A 25,823-nucleotide genomic window follows, 5' to 3' on the forward strand; every position below is an offset into this window, starting at 1 on the left:
ACACCTGGCCCCGGAGTCGGGAGGAGCGAGAAGAGGAAAGAGGTTTATGGGACGTTCGCAGGTCATAGGATTGATGGCAGCAGTGGTTATCTTCGTGCTGGGCATAGCCGGTGCCGGCAGGTGGGCCTATCTGGAAGGGGTGTCGGAAAAAGCTGAAGAGGCAGCTACCAGGCTTGCTCTCTACATATCCTATTTGCAGGGAAAGCTGGAACGATATGAAATATTGCCTGAATTGCTTGCCCACGACCGAAGGCTGGTCAACTTTCTGTACAATCCGGGAGGCCGAGAACGGATAGAGGCTTTCAACCGCTACCTGGAGACGGTCAATCTGATCAGCGACGCTGCCGATACCTACCTGATGGACAGCTCCGGGCTCACTATTGCGGCCAGCAACTGGCAGGAGCCCCGGCCTTTTGTTGGAAGAAACTTCAGTTTCCGTCCTTATTTTCAGATGGCGATGCAAGGGCATTTAGGGCGGTATTTTGCCTTGGGAGCAGCGTCCAGCCAGCGGGGGTACTATTTTGCCTACCCGGTTCGCCAGGAAGAGACAATCCTCGGCGCCCTGGTCATGAAAATCAATATCGATGCGGTTGAGGAAAACTGGAAAAAACAGGGCGATACCTTTCTTGTTACCGATCCGGAGGGGGTTATTTTTATCACAACCAATCCCTCCTGGCGGTACCGAACCCTTTCCCCGTTGTCCGAATCGGTACTGTCAGGGATCATCGCAAGCAAACGATACCCAGAGGCCGCGCTGACTGCGCTACCGGTCGCTCATACACGGGTGGTCAAAGGCCATGATATGATATCAATCGTTGATGAGGATACCGGCGTTGTCCATCGATATCTGCGCATCAGCACGGTGATGCCTCAGGCAGGATGGGAGGTCCAGATCCTTTCCGATATCAGGGGAGTCGACCAGATGGTGGTACGGACCATCGTCTGGATCAGTTCGATCTTCGTCATCGTCATCATGTTTATTCTCCTGTTCTGGCAGCATGAACAACGACTGACAGAACGCCATCGGTATGAGGAGAAAACACGAAAAATGCTGGAAGACGCCAACGAGGAACTGGAATCGCGGGTGACATCACGCACAGCGGAATTGACCGAATCCAATGCGAAACTGCGATTGGAGATAGAAGAGCGGCAAAAGACCGAAGAGCAGTTGCGCAAGACACGCAAGGAATTGGTACATGCCGCTAAATTAGCAGCGCTTGGCCAGATGTCTGCCGGGATCACCCATGAACTTAATCAGCCCCTGGCCGCGATTCGGGTTTATTCGGATAATGCGGTTCAACTGTTGCAAAAGCAACGGTACGAGGACGCGTTATGGAACCTGGACCAGATCAGTGAATTGACCGAGAGGATGGCTGAGCTCGGTACCCAGCTGAAGTTGTTTGCCCGTAAAAACAGCGATACGTCCGACATTGTGCCACTGCATGGATGCCTTGATGGTGCATTGGAAATTCTCGGGCCTGCCTTGCGAAAGGCCGGTGTGGTGCCGGCGATCGACATTGTTCCTGATCAACTCAACGTTCGGGCCAATAATGTGCTGTTGCAACAGGTCCTGGTCAATCTGCTCTCCAATGCCTTGCATGCAGTGAAAGATCAGGATGATAAACGGATAACCATACGTGCCCGCCCTTCCGATGATCACGTGCAGCTTATGGTTGAGGATAACGGGATTGGCATCGACAGCAGCAGCGCAGAGCAGATTTTTGATCCGTTTTTTACCACCAAGGAGCCGGGGCATGGTCTCGGACTCGGCTTGACAATATCGGCCCGCATAGTAAGAGAGATGGGTGGCACCCTTGCCATCCTCGATAGGCAGAAAGGCGCCTGTTTTACAATCCAATTAAACGCATCTTGAGCAGCAGCGATGGAAGTACTGAACAAAGTTCTCTTTATTGATGACGAAAAGCACATTCGTCAGGCTAATCGACAGACCCTGGAACTTGCCGGCATGGAGGTTATTGCGCTGGAAAGTGCCGAAAAGGCATTGCAAATGATTACCAGGGAGTGGCCGGGGGTAGTGGTGTGCGACATACGGCTGCCGGAAATGAGCGGGATGGAGATGCAGCAGAAAGTATACGGCCTAGACCCCGACCTCCCGGTCATTCTGATCACCGGCCATGGCGATGTGTCCACCGCGGTACAGGCCATGCGTAATGGCGCCTATGATTTTCTGGAAAAGCCGTATGCTCCTGAACGGTTTGTCAAAACGGTAACCAGGGCGCTGGAAAAGCGGATGCTTACCCTGGAGAACCGGTCGCTGCGTTCCGAGCTGGAGGTGCATTCTGCACCGGGTCCCAGAATAATCGGGGTAACCCCGGCGACCAAGCAGCTGCGTGCGACTATCGCTCAGATTGCCGATACAGGTGCAGATGTGCTCATTGTCGGTGAGACCGGGACCGGAAAAGAGCTGGTTGCCCGTTCTCTCCATGAACACAGCAATCGCCGAAACAGCAATTTTGTTGCTGTGAATTGCGGAGCAATCGCTGATACGCTCATAGAAAGCGAATTGCTCGGTCATGAGGCCGGTGCGTTTACCGATGCCAAGACGCGAAGAATAGGGAAATTTGAGCACGCCAACGGCGGTACCCTAATGCTCGATGAAATTGAGAGCATGCCCCTGCAGATGCAGATTCACCTGCTTCGTGTACTCCAGGAGCGGATGGTGGAGCGCTTGGGCTCAAATACTTTGATTCCTCTTGATATTCGAGTGGTCGCCGCAGCCAAGGTGGACCTGAAGGAGGCTGCCGATCTGGGAACTTTTCGGGAAGATCTCTATTACCGATTGAATGTGGTCTGCATCGAAATTCCACCTCTGAGAAATCGCCGGGAGGATATCCCGTTGCTGTTTCACCATTACCTGCTTGTCGCCGGACATCGCTATCAGCGGGAGGTCCCTTCACCCAAGCCAGCGGAAGTCAATATGTTGATGACCTATGATTGGCCGGGCAATGTGCGGGAATTGCGTAATCTTGCTGAACGCTATGTTCTCCTTGGCAGCCAGGCTGGCTGGTCGGTGGAAAAGTTATTGTCCGGAGAGGTCACCGAGCTCTCGGGTAGTCTTCATCAACAGGTAGAAATGTTTGAGCGAGCGCTCCTTGAGCAGGCGCTCACGGCCCAGAAGGGCTCGCTCAAAAGGGTGATGGCCTCGCTCTCACTACCGAGAAAGACCCTCTATGATAAACTCCAGAAGTATGGTCTTGATAAAAACGACTTCAAATAGATTGCCATGCCTCCACTCTCCTTTCAGGACCAAAATGGGTTGATTTCCCCTGCCGTTCGCCGAGCAAATGGGTGGTTTTCCACCCGTTGGTCTATCGCATAGACCAATTGTTTTTTGCATAATTATATATTCTTTCAATAAGTTATTTCGCCTGCACCCAATCTGGTCTCAAGATTGCTAGGTAATGGGGTGTGCAGGCCATTGCGGCTTGTCATCCTACTCTGTCGATTTCAGCGGCAGGGTCCACAGACACTCGGAGGGTACCGAGTGTGTCATCAGAAAACAGATTGGAGGATTGTATGTTGCGTAAAGTTACAGTGGCATTTGCGGCATTGGCAGTTACCGCGGCACTTGCAGCCGGTCCGGTGTTGGCCGAGCCAGTGGTCATCAAATTTTCTCATGTTGTAGCTGAAAACACACCGAAAGGCCAGATGGCCAATAAGTTTAAAGACCTTATCGCTGAAAGACTCGGCGACAAGGTAGTGGTCGAAGTCTATCCCAACTCTCAGCTTTTTGGTGATAATAAGGTACTCGAGGCCATGCTGCTGGGTGATGTGCAGATGGCTGCGCCTTCATTGTCCAAGTTCGAACGATACACCAAGCAGGTCGCCCTCTTTGATCTGCCGTTTCTGTTCAAAGATATGGCGGCTGTTGACGCCTTCCAGTCCAGCAAAGAGGGACAGGATATGCTCAACGCCATGAAAAAACGTGGATTGATCGGGTTAGGCTACCTGCACAACGGCATGAAGCAGCTCTCCTCCTCCAAGCCGCTGAGAGTTCCCGCTGACGCTGCTGGCCTGAAATTCCGGATCATGGCCTCCGACGTTCTCGCTGCTCAGTTTCAAGCTGTAGATGCAACGCCTCTGAAGAAGCCGTTTTCCGAGGTATTTACGCTGCTTCAGACAAAAGCCATCGATGGCCAGGAAAACACTTGGTCCAATATTTATTCCAAGAAATTTTTTGAGGTTCAGCCCTACATCACTGAGTCCAACCATGGGCTGCTTGATTATATGGTTGTAACTTCTCTTGAATTCTGGATGGATTTGGATGATGGGCTGCGGACAGAAATCAAAAAAACCCTGGACGAAGCTATCGCCTTCGGGAACAAGGTTGCTGCCGACAAGGCCAAGTCCGACAAACAGAAGATTATTGACTCCAAACGCAGTGAAGTGCTGACTCTGACCCCGGAAGAGCGGGCCCAGTGGGTTGAAGTGATGCAGCCGGTGTGGAAGCAGTTTGAACATGAAATCGGTAAAGACCTGATTGACGCGGCGTATAACTCCAATAAGTAAGGGCGATTATCTCCATCCACGTTGTTGAGTGATACTGAAAAGAGCAGGGGTGTTCTCCACCCCTGCTTTCCCTTTGCATGAGGATGCTTTTATGTTTTTGCGGGTTGTTAATCATATCGAAGAAGCGATCATCAGTCTGCTGCTGATAGCGACCACAATACTGGTGTTCATGGATGTGGTGATGCGTTTCGGGTTTAATACCGGGTTTATCTGGACCCAGGAGCTGACGCTGCATATGTCGGCCTGGTTCGTCCTCTTCGGTACCTCTTATGGCGTAAAGGTCGGGTCTCATATCGGCGTTGATGCCTTTGTGAAGCTTTTTTCCCGCGGGGTGCGGCGACTGATCACCTTCTTCGCCTGTACGTTGGCTCTTTGCTATTGCGGGCTCATCTTGTACGGCAGCTGGATTTACCTGGCAAAGATGAAAAAGATCGGCATCGAACTTGAGGACCTGCCGATTCCCACCTGGCTGGCCCATGGCATGCTGCTGGTCGGTTTTATCTTTATTGCCATTCGGGTCCTGTTGCTCCTGTGGCAGGTAATCATCGGGGAAGCAGACGGATTCCGTCATGTGGATGAGGCGAAGGAAAGTATGGAAATAGTCGAAGAATTGAAGGAAGAGGAGGCCGGGTCATGACAACAGCAGCACTTTTTATCTTGCTTTTTGGGTGCATGCTGCTGGGCATGCCGATTGCCTTTGCCCTGGGGCTGTCCAGCATAACCACCATCCTCTTTTTTTCCAGCGACTCCCTCGCTTCCATTGCACTTAAGCTTTTTGAAGCCCTGTCGGAACATTATACCCTGCTGGCGATTCCGTTTTTTATTCTGTCCTCCGCCTTTCTCTCCACTGGTGGCGTTGCCAAGCGAATTATCCGCTTTGCACTCAGTCTTGTCGGGCATATTCGCGGTGGTTTGGCAATGGCATCAGTCATGGCATGTATGATTTTTGCGGCTGTTTCCGGTTCTTCTCCGGCAACGGTTGCGGCTATCGGTTCCATTGTCATCGTCGGCATGGTTCGGGCGGGGTATCCTGAAAGCTTTGCTGCGGGGGTTATTACCAATGCCGGTACCCTGGGCATTCTTATCCCGCCGTCCATCGTCATGCTGGTCTATGCTGCAGCAACCGAAGTTTCCGCTGCCAGGATGTTCATGGCGGGGTTTCTTCCCGGCCTGATGATGGGTGGGATCCTGATGCTGGCTATTTATATTGCGGCAAGGATAAAGCGGTTGCCGGCATTGCCGTGGAAAGGTTTTGGTGAAGTCCTGTCAGCCGGTGGCTCGGCTTTTGGAGGCCTGATGCTGATTATTATCGTTCTCGGATCGATTTACGGAGGTATTGCCAGCCCGACAGAGGCTGCGGCTGTTTCCGCTGTATACGCCTTTCTGGTTTCTATTTTCGGGTATCGCGATGTCGGTCCGCTGAAAAAGGTTGCCTGGCGAAACGAGGGGGAATCCACGGGTGCGGCAGTTGGCAGAAACCTTTCGCAGTGTGCGATCGCCTTTCCCCGGTGCCTGACTGATCCCGACGTTCGCAAGATTATTCTTGACGCCTGCAAGGTCAGCATCATGTTGTTGTTTATCATCGCCAATGCGATGCTTTTTGCCCATGTGCTCACCACCGAGCGTATTCCCCATCATCTTGCTGAACTGATCATCGGTTGGGGGTTATCGCCATGGATGTTCCTGATCGTTGTCAACCTGCTGCTACTTATGGCCGGCAACTTTATGGAACCGTCGGCGATTCTCCTCATCATGGCTCCCATCCTGTTCCCTATAGCGGTGCAATTGGGAATCGATCCCATCCATCTCGGGATTATCATGGTGGTGAATATGGAGATCGGTATGCTGACCCCGCCGGTGGGGCTCAACCTGTTTGTGACCGCAGGTATTACCGGCAACAGTATCGGCTGGGTCATCAGGGCCTGTCTGCCATGGTTGATGCTGTTGCTCATCTTCCTGGTCATCATCACCTATATCCCGCAGGTTTCGCTTTTCCTGCCCGAATTTCTGGATAAGCTCCACGGGTATTAAGCCCTCGGCATTCTTTTCCCCCTCCTGTACGATCAGGAGGGGGATCGTCTCGGTTCCATCCTTTTAAAGGGAGACCAACATGATTCCACCGATAAAGAAAGTACTCTATGCCACAGATTTAGGTGAGCATACCAGACCTGTATTTCGCCGGGCGGTAAGCCTGGCGCGCCGATATGACGCGCTGTTGCTGATGGTACATGTTGTTGAACCGCTTGGTGCAACAGGTAACGCCGTTGTCAAAACCTATCTTTCTGATGATGCTGCGGACAAGCTGTTAAAGGAAGACGGGATGCGGGAAATCCTTGATCGTATGAAACAGCGGCTCAAGCGTTTTGCTGAGGATGAATTGGCCAATGAAAGTGAGGACAGAATTCCCTCTACCGAGTTTCATGTTTCCACCGGTCGACCGAGCAGGGAACTGTTGCGGATCGCAGAGGAAAATAATGTTGATGTGATTGTCATGGGAAAGAGCGCCCATTCTTTTTTCGGCAATACCATGATGGGCACCTGTGCCCGAAGGGTTACCCGCTATAGCAATATTCCGGTATACTTGATTCCCAACAACTGAGAAGTATTACGGTACACCTTTTTTCTCTCCTGTGCGGAGGAAATCGATAAACTGTCCTGAAAAGGGCCCTGCCATGAGCAATCAGATGGCAGGGCCCTTTTTTTTACCGTGAATCCTCGAACATGACCAAGCCGTGCAGGTGCAACGCGGCTTGGTGTCCTGCAGGCCTCATCCAAAAAATGGGCAAAGCAGAATTTTACCCAACTTGGATGCACTTCGGGTAGTCGATAATAGCGGGTAAAGCGGTTATTGGGGTGGATAGTGACAGATGTTTTTATTGTTCTCGGTAAAAAAACTGGTCAAGAGCAGGGCATCTCGGCCATAGATGTCTTGCGAGAAATATACCTTTTCGGTTTTCGGGTCGACATATGTGGTACGGTAAAGAAGATGTACCGGAATCGGCTCATCCAGAACCACGGCCTTTCTCTTTCCTGAGCTGATTTGCTGCGCAATCTCGTCCTCGTTCCATGGACGAGCATTGGTTTGGAGGAGGTAACGGGCAAGCTTTTCCGGTTCGCTGACCCGTATGCAACCGTGACTGAACGCACGGTGATTCCGGCTGAAAAGATTTTGTGCAGGGGTGTCGTGGAGGTATATGTTGTAGCGGTTGGGAAAGATAAATTTTAAGCGGCCGAGTGCGTTGTTGACCCCGGGCTCCTGGCGAAGGCGGTACCTGCGTATACCGCTGCCCAGTGTAGACCAGTCAATGGATTCCGGAGCAATGGCCGGTGCCGACGAGTCCCAGCCTTCGAAAACCTTGATATTGTTTTCAGCAAGGTAGCGAGGGTTTTCGATCTGGCTGGGAACGATCTCATTGGCAGCTATGCTCAATGGAATGTTCCAGTAGGGGTTAAAGACAATATAGCGCATCTCATCGCTGAACACCGGGGTCTCGTGGTATACCTTGCCGACGATCACCGGCATGCGAAGCAGTTCATCGTAATTTTCCCGCAGAGACAGTTCAAAACTGGCAATATTGACCATGAGATGACGGCCGGTCATGGTGTGAGGCAACCACCGCCAGCGCTCCATGTTGATCAGGATGTTTTGAATAAGCCTGGAAACAGGAATATTCATGGTTGCAAGGGTCTTGCTGCCGACAATACCGTCTTCTTCAAGATTGAATCGGTGCTGAAAGGATTTTACTCCGTCAACGATGGCAGGGGTGTATTCCATTATCGCCCCAGCAATGATGGTATCCGGCAGGTCTCCTTCAGCCTGGAGACGTTTGACTATCAAGGGCAGACGAACATCACGCATACCGGGTTTGATTGTCTGCCCTTGGGGTATGCTGGGCCACTCTCTGCTGCCGGCAAGCTCACGGTATCGGGCTAATGCGCCCCTGAGGAGACGGTAGTCGATGTGCGAGGGGAGCAGGCTGTTGAGAAAAGAGGCCAGCCCCGTGGACGTGTGCGCCCGCTGCAGTAACTGGAGCAAGGGAACCTGCTTGCTGCGCGCAGCGGCAAAAAGCTGAGGATCAAGGAGGCAGGGATTAATCCTTCCTCCCTGGATATCCACAATATATCTGGCAAGTCCGCGGGAAAGCAGGAGGTCCAGCATGGCCTCATCGGATGGAAGTGTACTGTGCCACAAGCGGTGAATGGCTGGAAGCAGGTAATCATCGGGGTAGAGGCCTTGCAGCCAGGAATCGGCGAGCACATTGGCGATGATGCCGGCACGAACACGGCTACGTGGACTGTCCAGCCACAGCGGAGCGAAATTGTTCGCCTTGTAGAGCTGATGGACGATATCGTCAGTCGCTGTGGGAAAAAACTTCAATGCCTGATGAATGGGGATTGCCTGCGCAGCACTGCCGGTAAGTTGGTCGTGTTGTTTTTGCACGTTTGCTGTTGCTCCACGTGCCAGTACAAGGGAGAGAAAAAGGATGCAAAGGAAACGAGAGGGCATGGTGGAAAACATAGGTTTGCTGGTGCGTGGTGTGCACGGAGAAAAAACGGGTCGCTTTCTATTTTTCTTTGAGTATTTTGATCGTCTCCAACTCGAAACGAGCAATGAGCGGGTTATATTTTTCCAGATTTTCCAGGGTCTGTAAAAAGGATTCTCCAAGAAAACCGTCTCTGGAGGAGACGATAAAGCCTGCCTCTGCATGTTTGATAGCACTCATGGCCACAGAGACGGCTGTGCCGCCGCGCATGGAACAGCTTCCTTTGGCCCCATCACAGAATCCGCCGCTGATAGAGGAGACAAAATTGTTGTAGGCGCCATCAAACAGGTGCAGTTCGTCTCGAAGATAGAGAATACCGCCAATGATGCCGGCACCTGCAGCATATTGAGCACCGCAGACCGAGGAGACTTCCCCGAAACGGGCGGTAATGATCGTCGTCAGCAACACGGCGATTATAACCGCTTTAATTTCTGCCTCTTCTCCGCGTTGATGCTGTCGGGCATAGGTGACTACAGGTATAAAAGATGTCAGTCCCTTGTTGCCTGACCCGGCGCAGCTCATGACCGGGATCGGATCACCGTTCATGCGGGCATAAATAGCACCCATGACCAGGTCCTCACTACTGTGTGTAGCCGATGTGAGGTACCGCTGCCCGTGCAGAGCGGCCGCCATATTGTAGGCTATGCCTTGGCGAACAGCTGACTGCAGAGGTTCATCCATGTACAGGTCATCGGCAATGGTCGGCCACTGGGAGGCGGTAAACAACGTCTTGTCTTCGATTGATGCAGCAGGCGTTTGTTCCTGTCCTGTACCGGCTGCAGACATATCTAAATCAGTGCCGTTTTTACTCAGATGCGTGAGTCGGGTGTGTCCCCCAACCAGCGTGGCATGAACACTATTGGATTCTCCCTCCACGCGGAGATCAATGAGGAGTCCTTCGGAGTCCGATAGCTCGACCGTTATACAATCACGGGAAAAGAGCTGGTCAGCGCGTGTGAGCAGTTCTGGCGTCAGCTGGGAAAAGAGGGAAAGCCGTTTTTCAGGAGTACCAGTGACATACCCGAGGGTAAGTGCCCATTCGGTTCCCTTTCGGTCTCCGGCGTGAGGAATGCCTGCGGCAAAGGCATTCTTGTAGGTTCGCCTATCTATTGTGAGATGGAACTGTTGCGGCTCTTCCTGCAGGTGTTTCCCGGCAAAGCTTGCGCAGTAGGCAATTGCTGCTGGTTCAGTGCATCCGGATGTTCGTTCAAGTGCGCGGTAAAGGCGATCAGGGAGGCTCAATAGTATACCACTCAGGTAAAGGAAATTATGCAGACTACATTTACCTCAAGCATAGCAAGGCTCCAGGGGAATAACAAGGAGATCCGTAGGAAAAGGGGATTGGCAGCGGTGAGGACGTAAAAAAGAAAGGCCTGTCCGCCATATGGTCGAACAGGCCTGTTGAGGCTTGGTTTAGGAAAGAAGCTTATTCGTCATAAGCAAAGGATGCTTTCAGGTATTCCCTGTTCATCCGGGCAATGTGGCGAATGGAAATGCCTTTAGGGCAGACATTTTCACAGGCACGTTCATTACCGCAGTTGCCGAACCCTTCTGAATCCATGCATTCAACCATGCTGATCGCTCTTTTCTTGGCTTCATGCTGTCCTTGGGGCAGCAGCGCCAGTTGAGAAATCTTGGCACCGATGAACAGCATCGGTGAAGCATTCGGACAGGCCGCAGCGCAAGCACCGCAACCAATACAGGCTGCTGCATCCATGGCCTGCTCGGCCACATGCTGTGGGATGAGAATATTGTTGGCATCCTGGGGAGAGCCTGTGTTGACGGAAATAAAACCGCCTGCCTGGATAATGCGGTCCAGAGCGGATCGGTCAACAACCAGGTCCTTGATGATCGGAAACCCTGTAGCCCGCCACGGTTCAATGATGATGGTATCTCCATCCTTGAAGCTGCGCATGTGGAGCTGACAGAGGGTGGTTTCTTTTTCGGGGCCATGAGCGATTCCATTGACCACAGCGCCGCACATGCCGCAAATACCTTCACGACAGTCATGATCAAAAGCTACCGGCTCGTGTCCTTTTTGAGCCAGCCATTCGTTCATCACGTCGAGCATCTCAAGAAACGAACTGTCTGTACTAATATCCTTGAGAGCGTGATCTTCAAAGTAACCCTTAGCATGGGGCCCGTTCTGTCGCCAGATCTTAACTACTATATTTATCGTTTTCGATGACATGAGATATCTTCTGCGTTGTATTTTATGCTTCAGTGGTACTACACCCACAATTCCAATACGATGGTATATCTGTTCCGTTACTTGTAGCTTCGCTGGGAAGGTGTAACGTTTTCAAAGGTGAGTGGTTCCTTGTGCATGACGGGCTCCGCTCCTTCGCCTTTGTATTCCCATACGGCGGCATGGCTGAAGTTCTCATCATCACGCTTAGCTTCGTTTTCCTCTGTCTGGCTTTCCTCGCGGAAGTGACCACCGCAGGACTCTTCACGGGCAAGGGCGTCGCGTACCATCAGTTCACCGAATTCGAGGAAGTCGGCCACTCGGCCGGCGCGTTCAAGTGATTGGTTGAACCCGCTTCGATCACCGGGTACGGTGACGTTTTCGTAGAATTCTTCGCGAATTTCCGGAATCTCCTTGAGTGCTTTTTCCAGTCCTTCCTTGTTGCGCGCCATACCACAGTAATCCCACATCACGTGGCCAAGTTTTTTGTGGTAGTAGTCAACGGTCTGCAGGCCGGCCTTGTTGGAGCCCGTGTTCTTGAGCAGGCGGGTGGTTGTTTCCCTGACCGCATTCTCGGCTGCATCATAGGCTTCATGGTTGGTGGAGGTCGGCTCGGGGGCAACGTTGGCAAGATAGTTGCCAATGGTGTAAGGCAGAACAAAATAGCCGTCCGCCAGGCCCTGCATCAGTGCCGAGGCACCCAGCCGGTTGGCGCCATGGTCGGAGAAGTTGGCCTCGCCGGTGGCGTACAGACCCGGTACGGTGGTCATCAACTCATAATCAACCCACAGGCCGCCCATGGTGTAATGAACCGCAGGGTAGATCATCATTGGCTCTTTGGTCGGGTCGGAGTCGGCGATTTTCTGATACATATGGAACAGGTTGCCGTACTTTCTCAAGATGACATCCAGTCCGTCACGCTTGATGGCGTCGGCAAAATCAAGGTAGACACCGAGTTTGGTTTCACCGATTCCCAACCCGTCGTCGCATGCCTGCTTGGCATTTCGGGAGGCAACATCGCGAGGCACAAGGTTACCAAAGCTCGGGTATTTGCGTTCCAGGTAGTAATCACGCTCTGAATCCGGGATATCCCCAGGCCGACGGGTTTCGTTGGGATCCTTGGGTACCCATACTCGGCCATCGTTACGCAGACTCTCACTCATCAGGGTGAGCTTGGACTGGAATTCGCCGTGGACCGGGATACAGGTGGGATGGATCTGGACAAAACAGGGGTTCGCAAATCCAGCGCCACGTTTGTGTGCACGCCAGGCAGCGGTGACGTTGGATGCCATGGCGTTGGTGGACAGGAAGTAGACGTTACCGTACCCGCCGGTTGCCAGAACTACCGCATGGGCGGAGTAGCGTTCCAGTTCACCGGTCAGCAGGTTCCGAACGATGATACCTTTTGCCTCACCATCAACAACGACCAGGTCAACCATTTCGCGACGGGTGTACAATTTCACCTTACCGGTTGAAACCTGACGCATCATGGCGGAATAGGCGCCAAGAAGCAGCTGCTGTCCCGTTTGTCCCCGGGCATAGAAGGTTCGGGAAACCTGGGCGCCGCCAAAAGAACGGTTGGCAAGGGTTCCGCCATATTCACGGGCAAAGGGGATACCCTGGGCAACGCCCTGGTCGATGATGTTATTGGCGACTTGCGCCAGACGGTAGACGTTGGCCTCACGGGCACGAAAGTCGCCGCCTTTAACGGTGTCGTAGAAAAGACGGAAGATGGAGTCGCCGTCTCCCTGGTAATTTTTGGCGGCATTGATACCACCCTGGGCTGCAATGGAGTGCGCTCTTCTCGCACTGTCCTGGATACAGAAAGATTTTACGTTGTAGCCCAGCTCGCCGAGAGTGGCTGCAGCAGCAGCACCGGCAAGCCCTGTGCCAACGATAATGACTTCGTATTTTCTTTTGTTCGCCGGGTTGACGAGTTTGTAGTTAAAACGGGCCTTGTCCCATTTCTCTGCCAACGGTCCTTCAGGTATTTTCGAATCAAGCTGCATAATATTTATCTTCTGGCTATGGGTGAAAAGTGATGGCGCGACGTTTCAAGGTCGGCTCTATATTCCTCTATCGTTGCAAAGTGCCCGTTGCCTGGTGCGCTCTGCATCGGTATTGTACAGAATGGTACGCTGAAACCCAACTACCCAAGCAGGTGGTTTTGGGAAACAACGAGGAGCAGCGTGATCAGGACAAACACTGCAATCATAACCGCTGCAACGGCCCAGGTGACCACGCGAATACCGTCATTGTACCGTGGGTGATTGATGCCGAATGTTTGAAAGAGCGACCAGAATCCGTGGCTGATGTGTAAAGCCAGCACGGCCATGCCAATAATGTAAATAAGGGTAAAACCCGGATTGTTCAACTTTTGGGTGACGATGTCAGCAATGGTGATGACTTCGGTTTTTTCAGAGAAGGTGAAGTTGGAAAGATGAATAAGCAGAAAAACCAAAATTGCAGCCCCGGTGTAGATCATGGTCTGCGAACCCCAGGTGCGGCCACCTGGATTTGCCTGCACCTCGTACTTCTGCGAACCGCGAGCACTTCTATTCTGGAGCCATAAGAGTACACCCGTGATAACGTGAAGGAGGAAGATAGCAAGCAATCCAATATTAAAGATGGGGATAAATATACCCAGCGAGTGAAGATGGTGGGCATACGAATTGAACGCCTCTCTTCCCCAGAAGATGGTAGCGTTCCCAATGGTGTGGACAACAAGGAACCCCCCCAAGAGAAACCCTGTGAGGGCCATGATGTACTTTTTGCCTAGAGATGACCGACATGTTTGAATGAACCACGACATAATTGTTGACCTTCTGTTTTGGTTAGCGAAAAACAAATAATGTACTGCGTTTCAACCGGTTTTGGCAACGAGACCATATTCAACAATAAACACTGTTTATCCACTGAACGATCATTCATTAACAGGGGGTAGAATCCCTGTCAAGAAAAAAAGAAGAGCCATTTTTTTGGGCGGTTATACAGCGGTTTACAACTGAATGATTAATCATTATTGTGTGCAAGTTGTGCAAGTTGTAACGCTATGGAGGGCTTTTTTGCCCTGTGTATCCCTTGCAAGGGCTGATGAAATGAACCCGAAAGCGTGGAACATTCTGGTTTTCCCCTTTGTTGGGCAGCGCTCAAAGAGCCGATGGAGGCACTGCCCGGCTTCCTCCATGAGACAGTTTAGGTTGATCGCGAAAGCCTGCATATGTGCTCAACAGGGAAAAAATCGATCGGAACAGGCAACTGTGCTTGTGCTAATCGCATTTTTTGTCTATTTTCTAAGGGTCCTCCCGCAAAGTGGTCCCAGCAGCACGTGCTCCTGTAGCGTACGGCATGAACCTCGGTTCAATGCCAGTCTGCAGGTCTAGAGGAAAGTGCAGTCTGGAGATTTCATCGCCTCATGTCTATTCCTATGCTATCGCGTAACCCACAATTATGATACGGACTTCAATCGTTCCCGGTGGATCGTTCCGGGTTGGAATTCATACTCCCAGCTATGCTGTGGCAAACTTACGTCAGGGGGAGCATTTGCTCTGTCTGGGCGTATTTGAGGATGGGGCGCCGGTAAGCAATGAGGCTAATTTTACGCGTGGTGATGTCCAGGTGGCTTCAGCACGCACTATATATGAAATACCCAATCCTTTCCCCTTTCGCGGCTGTACGTATGTGGACTCAGAGTGGGCTGCAGCCAGGGCCACCAATCCCATGTCCATTGCCCGTTCACCCGGAGATAAAGGTTCCATGTTGTCTCTGTTGCAGGAAAATATTGCCGGCGAACAGGCGGAACGCATACTGGAGGCACTTCCTCGCCCGGTAAAACTGACTCTTGCCCAGACTTCCGATAATCCCGATGAACTGATGCTCCTTGCCCGGCAATGCTGCTCCATGACTTTTGATCAAGGTGGTATGCCCACCGGGCTCCTCTATGCGCGGCGCGGCGATAAGCCGGTGGCCAGGATAAGTGATCATGAATTGTTTGAAACCATCGCCAACAACCCTTTTCTTCCCGACATCTACAAAGAAGTCATGGTCCTGCGTCCCGGGGTGCAGGGCGGAAATGAGATTGTCGGCAATCACTGCGCCAACGATGGGGAGGTTTTCGAGTATCTGCGTGCCAACTCCTATATAGCAGGCGGCCACTATGCTGCCAATTTTGCTCATAACAGTATCCGTTACCGGATAAACGATCTTTCCTTTTCCGATATACGGGGCGTGCGGCACCTGTATTATCAACGGACGTATATGGTGGTTGCCGAAAAATTGGGTTTGACCTGCTCTGTCCGGGGCAGAGCGCTTACTGATGCCGAACTGGAAGCAATGCGGCAACAGATTGCCCACGAGCTTCGCGACCAACCTGCAGAAAAGTTGGCTACGCTTTGGGGGTGGAATTTCGGGTATGATTTTTCCGGATCAGGGTATAGGCTGCATGCTTCCCACCAGATGATTCATCAACAGTATGCCATGGTGCCTGAGCTGGTCGCGACAACCGAGGGGGGACAATATGCCTGTTTTGCATGTGGAGACATGGTCGCTGATACCGTCCTTCGTTATCGGGACACGTACCAGTCTGATTTCTTTGCTGATTATATTGCCGCCATACGTACAAACAGCCGTGTTGACCGGAAAGAGGGTGAGCACTCCCTTATAGTGTGGGAGGACGATCAGGTGCTCTTGTTTGTTCCCAAGGCCCAGGTATCTCAATGGGAGTTGCAACTGATGGTGATCGCAGATACTGATGCACAACCTGTGGGCAATATTGTTGAGGCGGATGCGGATGTTCGCAATTCCTTGGATAAAGGGTTGTTGATCGCCCAACAGGTATTGGCCGAACTGGGGGCGGAGCTGGTTACCTCCATTGAGTTTTCCAAGCGCTTGGGCGAACAAAACGGGCAACGGCTCCTCTACTCGCTGCTTCCAAAATTACCGTGGTCCATGGGCGCTTTCAGTGAAGCGCAGTCGAGGTACATCTGCGGTCACTATCCCGAGGATTTTGCGAGTGCCTGTCGCACGGTATTGAAGAACAAGTTGACAAGAGCTTAGAAAAACTCAACCCAAGATGGAACGAGTGTGATGAAAAAAGGATATTTTGGTCAATGGGGCGGAGCGTATATTCCCGAAGTGCTATACGCAACGTTTGCCGAATTGAATGCTGCTTATGAAAATGCTCGGGCAGATAAGACGTTTTGGCAGGAGTATGTGGAGTTTATGGGAAATTACTCCTGCAGGCCGACGCCGCTGACCTATGCCGAAAATCTCAGTGACCATCTTGGCGGCGCTCGAATTTTCATTAAGCGGGAAGACCTCAACCATACTGGGGCGCACAAGGCCAACAATGTCATGGGGCAGGGGCTGTTAGTCAGGCGAATGGGAAAGAAGCGGGTCATCGCTGAAACCGGAGCCGGTCAGCATGGGGTGGCGACTGCAACCATGGCCGCACGTTTCGGTTTTGAATGCACCGTGTATATGGGGGAGGAGGATGTGGCCCGACAGCGACCCAATGTGTTCTGGATGGAGAAACTGGGAGCTACGGTTGTGCCGGTGACGTCTGGCTCACGAACCCTCAAGGATGCGATGAACGAGGCCTTTCGGGATTGGGTCACCTCCATGGATGACACCCACTACGTGATCGGTACGGTCTGCGGGCCCCATCCTTTTCCGGAGATGGTCGCCTGGTTTCAGTCAATTATCGGTATAGAAGCGCACCAGCAGATCGTTGAGCAGTGGGGACGTTTACCCCGCCGGGTGTATGCCTGCGTTGGCGGGGGGTCCAATGCCATGGGGCTTTTTCAGGGCTTTCTCGATGCGCCGGAAGTGGAGCTTGTGGGGGTCGAGGCCGGCGGAAAGGGTATCGATACCGCCCAGCACGCCGCTCGTATGACCGGAGGCCGTGCAAGCGGTGGTGTAGCTCAAGGCTATAAAACCATGTTTCTGCAAAATGCGGAAGGACAGATGCTTGATACCCATTCCATTGCTGCAGGACTGGATTATGTTGGGGTTTCACCAATTCTGGCCGATCTCGGTGAACGCGGACGTGTCCGTTTTGAGGCGGCAACCGACGCCGAGGTGATGGAGGCCCTTTCCCTGTCCATGAAAAAAGAGGGACTTATTCCCGCGCTGGAATCCTCCCATGGGTTTGTGCAGGCAATAAAGGAGGCTCCGCATATGTCGAAGGAGGAGGCCATCATCATCAATATGTCCGGTCGTGGTGATAAAGATATTTTCACCGTTGCCCATGCGTTTGACGATCCTTCGTGGAAAGAGTTTATCATTGAACGGGGAAGGGCATACAGTAAATAGAATTCCTGGATCCGTGGCCGTCCAGAGCCTGAGTTGCATGATGTGTTTCCCTCCGGCTGGGAATCCTAGGTCCGCTCAGGTATCACCGGGCTGCTTTGCTGGCTGTCGCGGAATCAGGGGAAGCTATCGGTAGAGAGTATTCAAAAACAGGCGCCCATTGGGGTGAGAAGCGTATGGAATTACAAAGAGAGTTACAGAAAAGGCTGGAAGAGAAAGAGATTTTGCTTATGACTCACCTGGTGTTGGGCTATCCATCCCTGGAGACAAACCGTGCGGTTATCGGGCAAATGGCTGCAAATGGAGTTGACTGCATCGAGCTGCAGATCCCCTTTTCAGAGCCTATAGCTGATGGACCGGTTATTCTCAAAGCCAATCAGGAGAGTCTGGAAGCAGGAATTACAGTGGAAAAATGTTTTCGTTTTGCCCAGGAAATGGCCGCTGCATATCCACAGGTCAGTTTTCTGTTCATGACCTATTACAATATCCTCTACAAGTACGGCGAGGCGGACTTTCTTCGTCGTACCCAGGCTATCGGACTTAAGGGCACCATTGTTCCTGATTTACCCCCGGAGGAAGGAGAAACCTACCTTGACTTGAGCAAGGAGCTGGGATTGGCACCAATTCCGTTTTTCACGCCGACCTCCACCCCTGAAAGGATGAGGACGGTTCAACGACATGGGGCAGGATTTGTGTACTGTGTTGCGCGAAAGGGGGTAACCGGCAGACAGACTGCCATCGATAGCGGACTGGACCAGTACCTGGGGCTATGCCGTGAATCTACAGACCTTCCTCTGGCGGTCGGGTTTGGAATCAGCAGCCGCGAAGATGTGGCCATGTTGAGAGGGAAGGCAGACATGGCAGTCATCGGTACAGCCACAATCCGACTGGTGGACGAGCATGGAGCCGGCGCTGTCGGCCCGTTTATTGCCGGTCTGCTGCGTACCGAAGAAACCGTGTAGTCATTGCCCTGGCGTCAAGGGGCGAGAAAAACAAGACAGCAACTGATAAACGGATAGAGGCAAGGAGCTACGTAATGGGTAAGGCACAGGGGACCGCCGACGCTTTGGGAACCACAATCATCACCTGGGAACTGGGTGACCTCTATAGCAGCACCGAAGATCCCGTCCTTGCCGGGGATTTTGACCGCTGTCGAAAACAAGCCCGCCAGCTTTCGCAGCAATATGCAGGCCAGGTCACCGGGCTCAACGGGGCACAAATGCTGGCTTTGGTGCGGTCGATGGAGTCACTGGAAACCCTTGTGGCAAAGATCAATACCTATGCCTACCTGTATTTTTCCACGCAAACCGACAGTGCCCAAGCCTCCGCCCTGCTGCAGCAGGCGGAAGAGCTGGCTGCTGAGGTGGGAAAAGCAACAGTGTTTTTTCGATTGGAGTTCAACGCCATTAAACAGGAAGCGGCTGATCGTCTCCTGGCTGAGGAATTGCTTGCGCCTTATCGGCACTACCTCCAGTCGCTCCGCCGCTACGCCCCCTACCAGCTTTCCAGTACAGAAGAGGAATTGCTGCAGGTCTTTTCTCCGGTGGGCCGGAATGCATGGAATGTCCTGTTTGATAAGCTCATGGCACAGATGCGATTCGGCGAAGAAGGACGGACCGAGGAGGAGGTGCTTACAGATCTTCACCATGCGGATAGGGAGAGACGTCGCCATGCGGCGAAGGAAATGAGTGAGGCGCTCAACGACCACATGCATCTGCTGACCCACATCTTCAACACCCTGGCATCGGAAAAGATGATCACCGACCGGGTACGACGTTATGAGTCATGGAATAGTGCCATCAATCTCAGCAATGAGTTGGAGGCAAAAACTGTTGAAACCCTGATTCAGGCCGTTACTGACCGTTACGGTATGGTGCAGCGGTACTATCACTACAAGCGCGAACTGCTCGGTTTTGAGGAGCTTTTCGATTTTGACAGGTATGCGCCGATTGCCGGATCGGCAGAAACACAGGTCTCCTGGGAGCAGTGCAGACGAATTGTATTGGAGACCTTTGCCGGTTTTTCTCCGGAAATGGAGAGGATTGCCGAACGATTTTTCACTGATCGCTGGATCCACGCGCCGATCAAGAAGGGCAAACGGGGAGGGGCGTATGCTCATCCGTGTGTACCGGAAGTGCATCCCTACGTAATGGTCAATTATGCAGGAACCATGCGGGATGTTTTCACTGTGGCTCATGAACTCGGTCATGGGGTGCACCAATATCTGGCAGCTGAGCGGGGATTTTTTAACAGCGACACCCCCTTGGTCCTGGCTGAAACCGCTTCGGTTTTTGCAGAGTTCCTTGTTTTTTCCGCTCACCTGGAAACCCTGCAGGATCCCGCACAGCAGCGGAGTTTTATCTGCCAGAAACTCGAATCCATTTTTGCCACGGTGTTCCGACAGGTCGCCATGAATCGTTTTGAGCACCAAATGCATACTCGACGCAGGGAGCAGGGCGAACTCGCCGCCGAGGACTTTTCGGCTGCGTGGATGGAGACACAGCTGGCGATGTTCGGTGATTCAGTCACCCTCACCAGCGATTATCGCACATGGTGGTCCTACATTCCTCATTTTCTTAACACTCCTGGCTATGTCTACTCCTACGCCTTTGGCGAGTTGCTGGTGCTGGCGCTGTATTCTCGATACCAGCAAGAGGGAAGGCCGTTTGTCGACCGATACCTGGATCTGTTGGCAGCCGGCGGCAGTGATTCTCCCTATGCGCTTATGCAGCCCTTTGGCATTGATCTCGATGACCCGGCATTCTGGCATGGCGGATTGGACGCCATTGAAGCGCTTGTCGATCGGCTGAACTGATCGTTTGTGGAGGGGGGGAAACGAGAATTTTAAATATTTAACAACCTGCTTAGGCGAACGTGGGGTTAATGGTCGGCACCTGATGAGGAGGTTGTGGGGCCGGTTTTCTTGCCGACACCACCTTGTATGATTACCATTGCCGGTAATATAAGCAGGACGCCTGTGAGGGTGGACAGCGTTGGGAGACCGTGTCCCAGCAGCCACTCGATGATGACGATAATCGGTGGATAGAGAAAGGAGTAGGCGAGCACCCTCGTGGGCCCAACGTAAAGCGTCGCCCACTGGGAAATAAAAAAGGTGATGATGGTGGTGAAAATCGCCAGATAGGCGATTCCGCCCCACACCTGCGGTGGAATAGCGGACCAGGCGATAGTGGGAAGTTTGGCTCCACAGAGCAGCAGAAGCCACGCCGACCCGGTCACCAGAATCCAGAAGGTCATGATGGCCATAGGCTCACCACGGTGCAGGCGTTTTACCAGTGGCGTGTAGAGCGCCATCAGCAGGCAGCCGATAAAAAAGACGACATCCCCTCGATTGAAATCCAGACTGCGTATTTTCTGCATATCTCCCTGAAAGATGACCCACATAGCGCCCACGGTTGCCGGCAGAAGCGAGGCAATACGGTATTTTCCCAATCGTTCTCTAACGAGGATTGCGCTGTAGCAGCTTGCAATGCCGGGAACCAAGGTAAAGATAGCCCCGGTGTTGATGGCTGTGGTAAAGCGTAGTGCCGTGAACATGCACCAGAAAAAGCCCACCAACGCCCCACTGATGCAGCTGTATCGACAGAGTGAAGACAGCGTTGGTTGCCTAATCCGGTATCGCCAGGCAATGTAGGGGGAAAAAAAACAGGCTGCGCAGACAAACCGGAGCAGAATGAGCACCCCGGGATCAAGGGCAGGGGCTATAGCTTTGCCGACGGTAAAGGAGGTGGCAACCAGCGAGGTGCTGAATAAGATGCATCCATGAACCAGCCACACCGGCGGGGTGGAGAGGTGCTTCCTTGACGGCACGGAAACGATCAGGCCAACAGGGACAGAAGCCTGGCATGGAGTTGGCTATTGCTGGCCACGATTTGCTTGCAAAATGGGGTAAAGGGTTTGCCTGCATAATCGGTTACCTTTCCGCCGGCCTCCTGTACCAGCAGCATGCCGGCCGCTGTATCCCACGGTTGCAGCTCTTGTTCGTAAAAACCGTCCAATCGTCCGCAGGCGACATAGGCGAGATCGACGGCAGCAGCGCCGGCGCGGCGTATATCGCGCACCTTGGGTAATATGGCCTTCAACTGGACCGTGAGTTCGTCAACATGTGCATGGATATCGTAGGGAAATCCCGTGCCGATAAGTGCTTCAACCAGGAAAGGGGTTTCGGTCACTGCGATCGGTTCACCATTGAGCCATGCCCCGCTGCCGGCACAGGCGCAAAACAATTCATCCATACAGGGGACATGCACTGCACAGACCCGTGGCTGTCCCTGTTCGATCAGGGCTATGGATGGGCCAAAGTAGGGAAATCCGTGGGCATAGTTGGTGGTGCCATCAAGCGGATCGACAACCCAGAGCTGCCGCGCGCGGTCGTGAACCATATCTGCAGCAGCGGCCGATTCTTCAGCGAGTACGGGAATGCCGGGGCTGTCTTCGTTCAGTGAGGCGATTATTGCGGCCTCGGCCGCTACATCAGCCTCGGTGACCAGATTGGTTTGCCCTTTGAGGGTGATTGTATGGGGCTGAGGAAAGAGGGTCTTGAGCAGGGAACCGGCCGTAAGAGCGGCTCTGCAGGCGGCCTGGAGCTGTTCTTTCAGGTCATGGTCAGCGCATGAAGCAACGGCTTTATCAATTCGGTTCATAGTCATGCATCCACTGTAATGGTTGAAGGGTCGATCTCCACGGTCCATTAATCCTGGAGAGGGGCAGTACTTCGTGCGGCTGAATTCCAGCAAGGTAAAAAGGAAATAGAGGGCTACCCGACAATGAATCAGGTCTCCTCGACTTTATCCCACAGTCTGAGTACCTCCTTATAAACCGACGACCGGGGAAGATCAAGATCTGTGGCGATCAGCCTGACCGTATCCTTGAGGGTGCTCTTTTTTTCACCCTTATACCAGGCGACGAGTTCCTCCAGGCCGCTGGGCTTGGCTTGCGATGGCCGGGGGGCTCCCTCGACAATCAACACCAGTTCGCCCTTTATCCCCTGGGTGACTGAGGCCAACAGGACTGACAACCTTCCCTCGCGGCATTCTTCGTGGATTTTGGTCAGCTCTCTGAGTAGCATTGCCTGTCTGTCACCGAGGATGTCCTGGAGGTCACGCAGAGAAGCCTTGATTCGGTGGGGAGAGGCGTAAAAGATCAGGGGGAAGGAGAGGGGTTTCAACTCGTTGAGATACCGCTGTCGTTCGCTGCTTTTGGCTGGTAGAAATCCGCCGAAAAAGAAACCTGCGTCGCTTATACCGGCGATGGAAAGAGCTGCGGCAAGAGCTGACGGGCCGGCGATGGCTTTTACAGGTGCCCCGGCCTGGCGAGCGGCCTTCACCAAAACAGCGCCGGGATCGGAAACTCCGGGAGTACCGGCATCGGAAACCAATGCAATGTTTTTTCCGGCCAACAACTCGCCGACAAGCTGAGCAGCTTTAGAGTGTTCTTTTTCCCGGTAGTAGCTCGTAAGCGGGGTGGTAATGGTAAAGGCTGTGCATAATTTTTTGGTGTGCCTTGTATCTTCACAGGCAATGAGATCGACATTTTGGAGTGTTTCAAGAGCGCGTTGACTCATTTCGCCCAGATTGCCGATCGGAGTGGCGACTACAAACAGCGTGCCGGGAGCGGTCTTGTCTTTGTCTGAGGTGTGGATAGAATTCATCAAACAAGAATGTGCAGCGGAAAGGGAAGCATGATAAGAGCAAGATGGTTCCCTGTGTGTAAATAAAAAGAGTGTTGCTGTAAAGGAAAAAAGGTATCCTGCTGGACATGGCAACGGCAAAAATGGCTGGTGAGGTGCTGCCTTTCAAGTAGCGGAAGAGAGGATGGGGAAAGACTACTATCAATTATTTTTCCAGGAGGGACAGGTTCCCCGGTGGTTGATCGATTGCAGTGCCCTTCAACGAGAGTGTGAGGTCCTGCGGAACCAGGAAATCTCCGACCTTGATGCCTATTTTGCAGCAGAACGGCAACTGCAGGAAAAGGGCATCACCCTTCTGCATAGCATTGCTGCCAATGCCAGCATGTTGAATCTATGTCGCGTGCGGACTGAAGGCGATTTCCTCGCAGAACTCTCCGTTATTTTTTCCCCTGAAAAAAGCGATATACTGCGCAAGGTCATCTCTCTTTTTCTTGAGGAAAAGCGGCGTGCTTCGTTTGAGTCGATGCTTTCACTCAATCATACGACTGTTTCCTACTTCACTGTCTACATGGATGTTCTTTCCGTCGAAGGAGAGGATGTCGTCATGCTCAGTTTTGTTGATATAACCGAACAGAAGCAGAGTATTGTCCAACTCCGTGAGTCTACGGAAAAGTATCGGATGCTGATTACTGCTGCCAATGATGCAATCATACTCATCGATTGCGCCGATAGCGGCGTTCAGGAAGTAAACCCCCAGGCAGTACTTCTTTTTGAGCAGGATCCGGAAAATTTTCTGGGGACCGACCATGGCCTCCTTTATCCGGAGGAGGAACGGGAACTATATCGCGATTTTTTTGAACAGCAGCTGGCCGGTACCGATAACAGGGGCAGTCTGGAGACCCAGATCATTACAGGCAAGGGCGAAAAGGTTCCGGTGCAGATCAATGTCGCCAGTGCTGAAATCGGAGAGCGGCAGATTGCCCAGATAACGTTCCATGATTTGCGCAACAGGGTAAAGCTGGAAGAGCGTCGGCGGCTGCTTGCCACGGCCGTTGAACAGGCTGCAGAGTCGGTTATGATTACCGATCCTGCCGGGACTATCGAATACGTGAACCCGGCATTTGAAAAAGTCAGCGGGTACGATTTTGCTGAAGTGGTGGGCAGATCGCCGAAAATCCTGAGGAGCGAAGACTATTCCCGCATGGAAAGCAACCTGATGTGGCAGGAAATTTCAAATGGACGGGTATGGCGTGGCACATTTACCAATCGAAAAAAAGACGGCAGCCTCTTTACCGAGGTAGCAACCGTGACACCGGTCAGGGATACCCAGGGAGCCATTCGCCATTATGTTACCGTTAAGAGGGACATCACCAAACAGTTAGCCCTGGAAAATCAGGTCCGACAGGCGCAAAAGATGCAAGCTATCGGTACTCTTGCAGGGGGGGTGGCCCATGATTTTAATAATATCCTTACCGCTATTCTCGGGTATGCAGAGCTCAGCCAGGCATTGTGTGAAGCGGAAACCGTGCTCTACGATAATATCAGCGAGATTATCCGAGGGGCGGAAAGGGCGGGTAAGCTGATCAACCAGATCCTGCAGTTCAGCAGGCAGAGTGAGAAGAGTGTCTCTACCCTTCGAATTGATCTGATCGTCAACGAGGTGCTGAAACTGCTGCGGGCAAGCCTGCCGGCGAACATAGAAATTATTGCCAATTTGAATAAAGGCATCATGGTAAAGGCCGATCCCACCCAAATGCACCAAGTGGTGCTCAATCTCTGTACCAATGCCTTTCAGGAACTGGAAAACACCGGCGGTGAGATACGGGTGGGGCTTGATCTGGTAAGACTTACGCCGCGGCAGGGTCTGGAAATAGGCAATCTGAGCCCCGGTCCCTACGCCTGTATTACCGTGGCGGATAATGGTAAGGGAATACCCAAGGAGTACCTGCCGAGAATATTTGAGCCCTATTTTACCACCAAGGATAAGAACGAAGGTACCGGCTTGGGATTATCCGTGGTGCACGGGATAATAAATGACCACCGTGGAGCTGTTAGCGTTGAATCAACGGTTGGGAAAGGGACACGATTTTCCCTGTATATCCCGGCGGTGGAAGAAGAGTTGGTCGATGAAGAGGGAGAGCAGCGGCTTTTAGTAGCCGGTGGTGGACGAATTCTGGTAGTAGACGATGAACCGCAGATTGTCAGCCTGCAGATGCAGGTGCTGGAGCACCTGGGGTATGAGGTTGTTTCCTGCACAAACAGCAATGTGGCCTTGCAGATTTTCCGTAAAGAGGCGGGAGACTTTGATCTGGTCATTACGGATATGGGAATGCCGGAGATGACGGGTCTTGAACTCTATGAGCAGTTGAAACTGCTGAAGCCTGATGTGCAGGTACTGCTATGTACAGGGTACAGTAAACTGGTCACAAGGGAGAATGCCAAGGAACTGGGGCTGGCGGGGTATCTGGCAAAGCCGTTTAATGCCGATGAACTGGCAGTCGAGGTGGCAAAGATACTCAAGACTGCACCCCTGGTCGAGTAAGCATTGGCAAAAGTATCAGCGTATTGCAGGTGAGAGTACAGTGGGCGGTCAGTAGGGCAGGGT

19 protein-coding genes are annotated in these 25,823 nt (G+C 52.6%); 11 read left to right on the plus strand and 8 right to left on the minus strand.

From position 1 onward, the window contains the following. Positions 1–46: 46 nt before the first annotated feature. The 6 genes from ACZ52Z_RS20910 (at position 47) to ACZ52Z_RS20935 (ending at position 7,129) form a co-directional block, all read left to right on the plus strand. Positions 47–1,873, plus strand: coding sequence for an ATP-binding protein (locus ACZ52Z_RS20910; protein WP_464268709.1), 1,827 nt, complete (start codon positions 47–49; stop codon positions 1,871–1,873). A gap of 9 nt (positions 1,874–1,882) precedes the next feature. Continuing rightward, on the plus strand, positions 1,883–3,238 hold the full coding sequence (locus ACZ52Z_RS20915; protein WP_464268710.1) for a sigma-54-dependent transcriptional regulator: 1,356 nt from the start codon (positions 1,883–1,885) through the stop codon (positions 3,236–3,238). A 299-nt stretch (positions 3,239–3,537) separates the two neighbouring features. Beyond that, the gene (locus ACZ52Z_RS20920) at positions 3,538–4,530 is read left to right on the plus strand and encodes a TRAP transporter substrate-binding protein (protein WP_464268711.1); all 993 of its coding nucleotides are present in this window, start codon (positions 3,538–3,540) and stop codon (positions 4,528–4,530) included. A gap of 91 nt (positions 4,531–4,621) precedes the next feature. Continuing rightward, positions 4,622–5,167, plus strand: a complete 546-nt coding sequence (locus ACZ52Z_RS20925; RefSeq protein WP_464268712.1) for a TRAP transporter small permease — start codon at positions 4,622–4,624, stop codon at positions 5,165–5,167. Continuing rightward, complete coding sequence (locus ACZ52Z_RS20930; RefSeq protein ID WP_464268713.1) at positions 5,164–6,561, plus strand: TRAP transporter large permease; 1,398 nt, start codon at positions 5,164–5,166, stop codon at positions 6,559–6,561. Before ACZ52Z_RS20925 ends, ACZ52Z_RS20930 begins: the two co-directional genes overlap by 4 nt. A gap of 79 nt (positions 6,562–6,640) precedes the next feature. Continuing rightward, positions 6,641–7,129 carry a universal stress protein gene (locus ACZ52Z_RS20935; RefSeq protein ID WP_464268714.1) on the plus strand — a complete coding sequence of 163 codons (489 nt, stop codon included), beginning with the start codon at positions 6,641–6,643 and terminating at the stop codon, positions 7,127–7,129. A gap of 246 nt (positions 7,130–7,375) precedes the next feature. Here the strand turns inward: ACZ52Z_RS20935 and ACZ52Z_RS20940 are convergent, their stop codons facing one another. The 5 genes from ACZ52Z_RS20940 to ACZ52Z_RS20960 form a co-directional block, all read right to left on the minus strand. Then, entirely contained in the window at positions 7,376–8,971 is a 1,596-nt protein-coding gene (locus ACZ52Z_RS20940) for a L,D-transpeptidase family protein (RefSeq protein ID WP_464268715.1), read from the minus strand. Positions 8,972–9,095: 124 nt separating this feature from the next. Then, positions 9,096–10,316, minus strand: coding sequence for an L-serine ammonia-lyase, iron-sulfur-dependent, subunit alpha (locus ACZ52Z_RS20945; RefSeq protein ID WP_464268716.1), 1,221 nt, complete (start codon positions 10,314–10,316; stop codon positions 9,096–9,098). A gap of 184 nt (positions 10,317–10,500) precedes the next feature. Further along, a complete protein-coding gene (locus ACZ52Z_RS20950; RefSeq protein ID WP_464268717.1) occupies positions 10,501–11,265 on the minus strand; it encodes a succinate dehydrogenase/fumarate reductase iron-sulfur subunit in 765 nt (254 codons plus the stop codon). A gap of 77 nt (positions 11,266–11,342) precedes the next feature. Then, entirely contained in the window at positions 11,343–13,271 is a 1,929-nt protein-coding gene (locus ACZ52Z_RS20955) for a fumarate reductase/succinate dehydrogenase flavoprotein subunit (protein ID WP_464268718.1), read from the minus strand. A gap of 140 nt (positions 13,272–13,411) precedes the next feature. Continuing rightward, positions 13,412–14,074, minus strand: coding sequence for a succinate dehydrogenase cytochrome b subunit (locus tag ACZ52Z_RS20960; protein ID WP_464268719.1), 663 nt, complete (start codon positions 14,072–14,074; stop codon positions 13,412–13,414). A 704-nt stretch (positions 14,075–14,778) separates the two neighbouring features. Here ACZ52Z_RS20960 and ACZ52Z_RS20965 point away from each other — a divergent pair. From ACZ52Z_RS20965 to ACZ52Z_RS20980, 4 genes are all read left to right on the plus strand, one after another. Beyond that, a complete protein-coding gene (locus ACZ52Z_RS20965; RefSeq protein WP_464268720.1) occupies positions 14,779–16,317 on the plus strand; it encodes a hypothetical protein in 1,539 nt (512 codons plus the stop codon). Between the two features lie 30 nt (positions 16,318–16,347). Next, the gene (trpB, locus tag ACZ52Z_RS20970; RefSeq protein WP_464268721.1) at positions 16,348–17,574 is read left to right on the plus strand and encodes a tryptophan synthase subunit beta; all 1,227 of its coding nucleotides are present in this window, start codon (positions 16,348–16,350) and stop codon (positions 17,572–17,574) included. 173 nt (positions 17,575–17,747) lie between these two features. Further along, positions 17,748–18,533, plus strand: coding sequence for a tryptophan synthase subunit alpha (trpA, locus tag ACZ52Z_RS20975; RefSeq protein WP_464268722.1), 786 nt, complete (start codon positions 17,748–17,750; stop codon positions 18,531–18,533). Positions 18,534–18,607: 74 nt separating this feature from the next. After that, on the plus strand, positions 18,608–20,386 hold the full coding sequence (locus ACZ52Z_RS20980) for a M3 family oligoendopeptidase (protein WP_464268723.1): 1,779 nt from the start codon (positions 18,608–18,610) through the stop codon (positions 20,384–20,386). 65 nt (positions 20,387–20,451) lie between these two features. On the opposite strand, the gene ACZ52Z_RS20985 is transcribed toward ACZ52Z_RS20980, so the two are convergent. The 3 genes from ACZ52Z_RS20985 to rsmI form a co-directional block, all read right to left on the minus strand. Beyond that, on the minus strand, positions 20,452–21,399 hold the full coding sequence (locus tag ACZ52Z_RS20985) for a DMT family transporter (RefSeq protein ID WP_464268724.1): 948 nt from the start codon (positions 21,397–21,399) through the stop codon (positions 20,452–20,454). Positions 21,400–21,407: 8 nt separating this feature from the next. Next, on the minus strand, positions 21,408–22,232 hold the full coding sequence (locus ACZ52Z_RS20990; protein WP_464268725.1) for an inositol monophosphatase family protein: 825 nt from the start codon (positions 22,230–22,232) through the stop codon (positions 21,408–21,410). 128 nt (positions 22,233–22,360) lie between these two features. Next, positions 22,361–23,239, minus strand: a complete 879-nt coding sequence (gene rsmI / locus ACZ52Z_RS20995; protein WP_464270833.1) for a 16S rRNA (cytidine(1402)-2'-O)-methyltransferase — start codon at positions 23,237–23,239, stop codon at positions 22,361–22,363. A 163-nt stretch (positions 23,240–23,402) separates the two neighbouring features. Here rsmI and ACZ52Z_RS21000 point away from each other — a divergent pair, with 163 nt between their 5' ends. Continuing rightward, on the plus strand, positions 23,403–25,760 hold the full coding sequence (locus tag ACZ52Z_RS21000) for a PAS domain-containing hybrid sensor histidine kinase/response regulator (protein ID WP_464268726.1): 2,358 nt from the start codon (positions 23,403–23,405) through the stop codon (positions 25,758–25,760). Positions 25,761–25,823 lie beyond the last annotated feature (63 nt).

The sequence above is a fragment of the Desulfogranum aggregans genome, assembly GCF_055398265.1.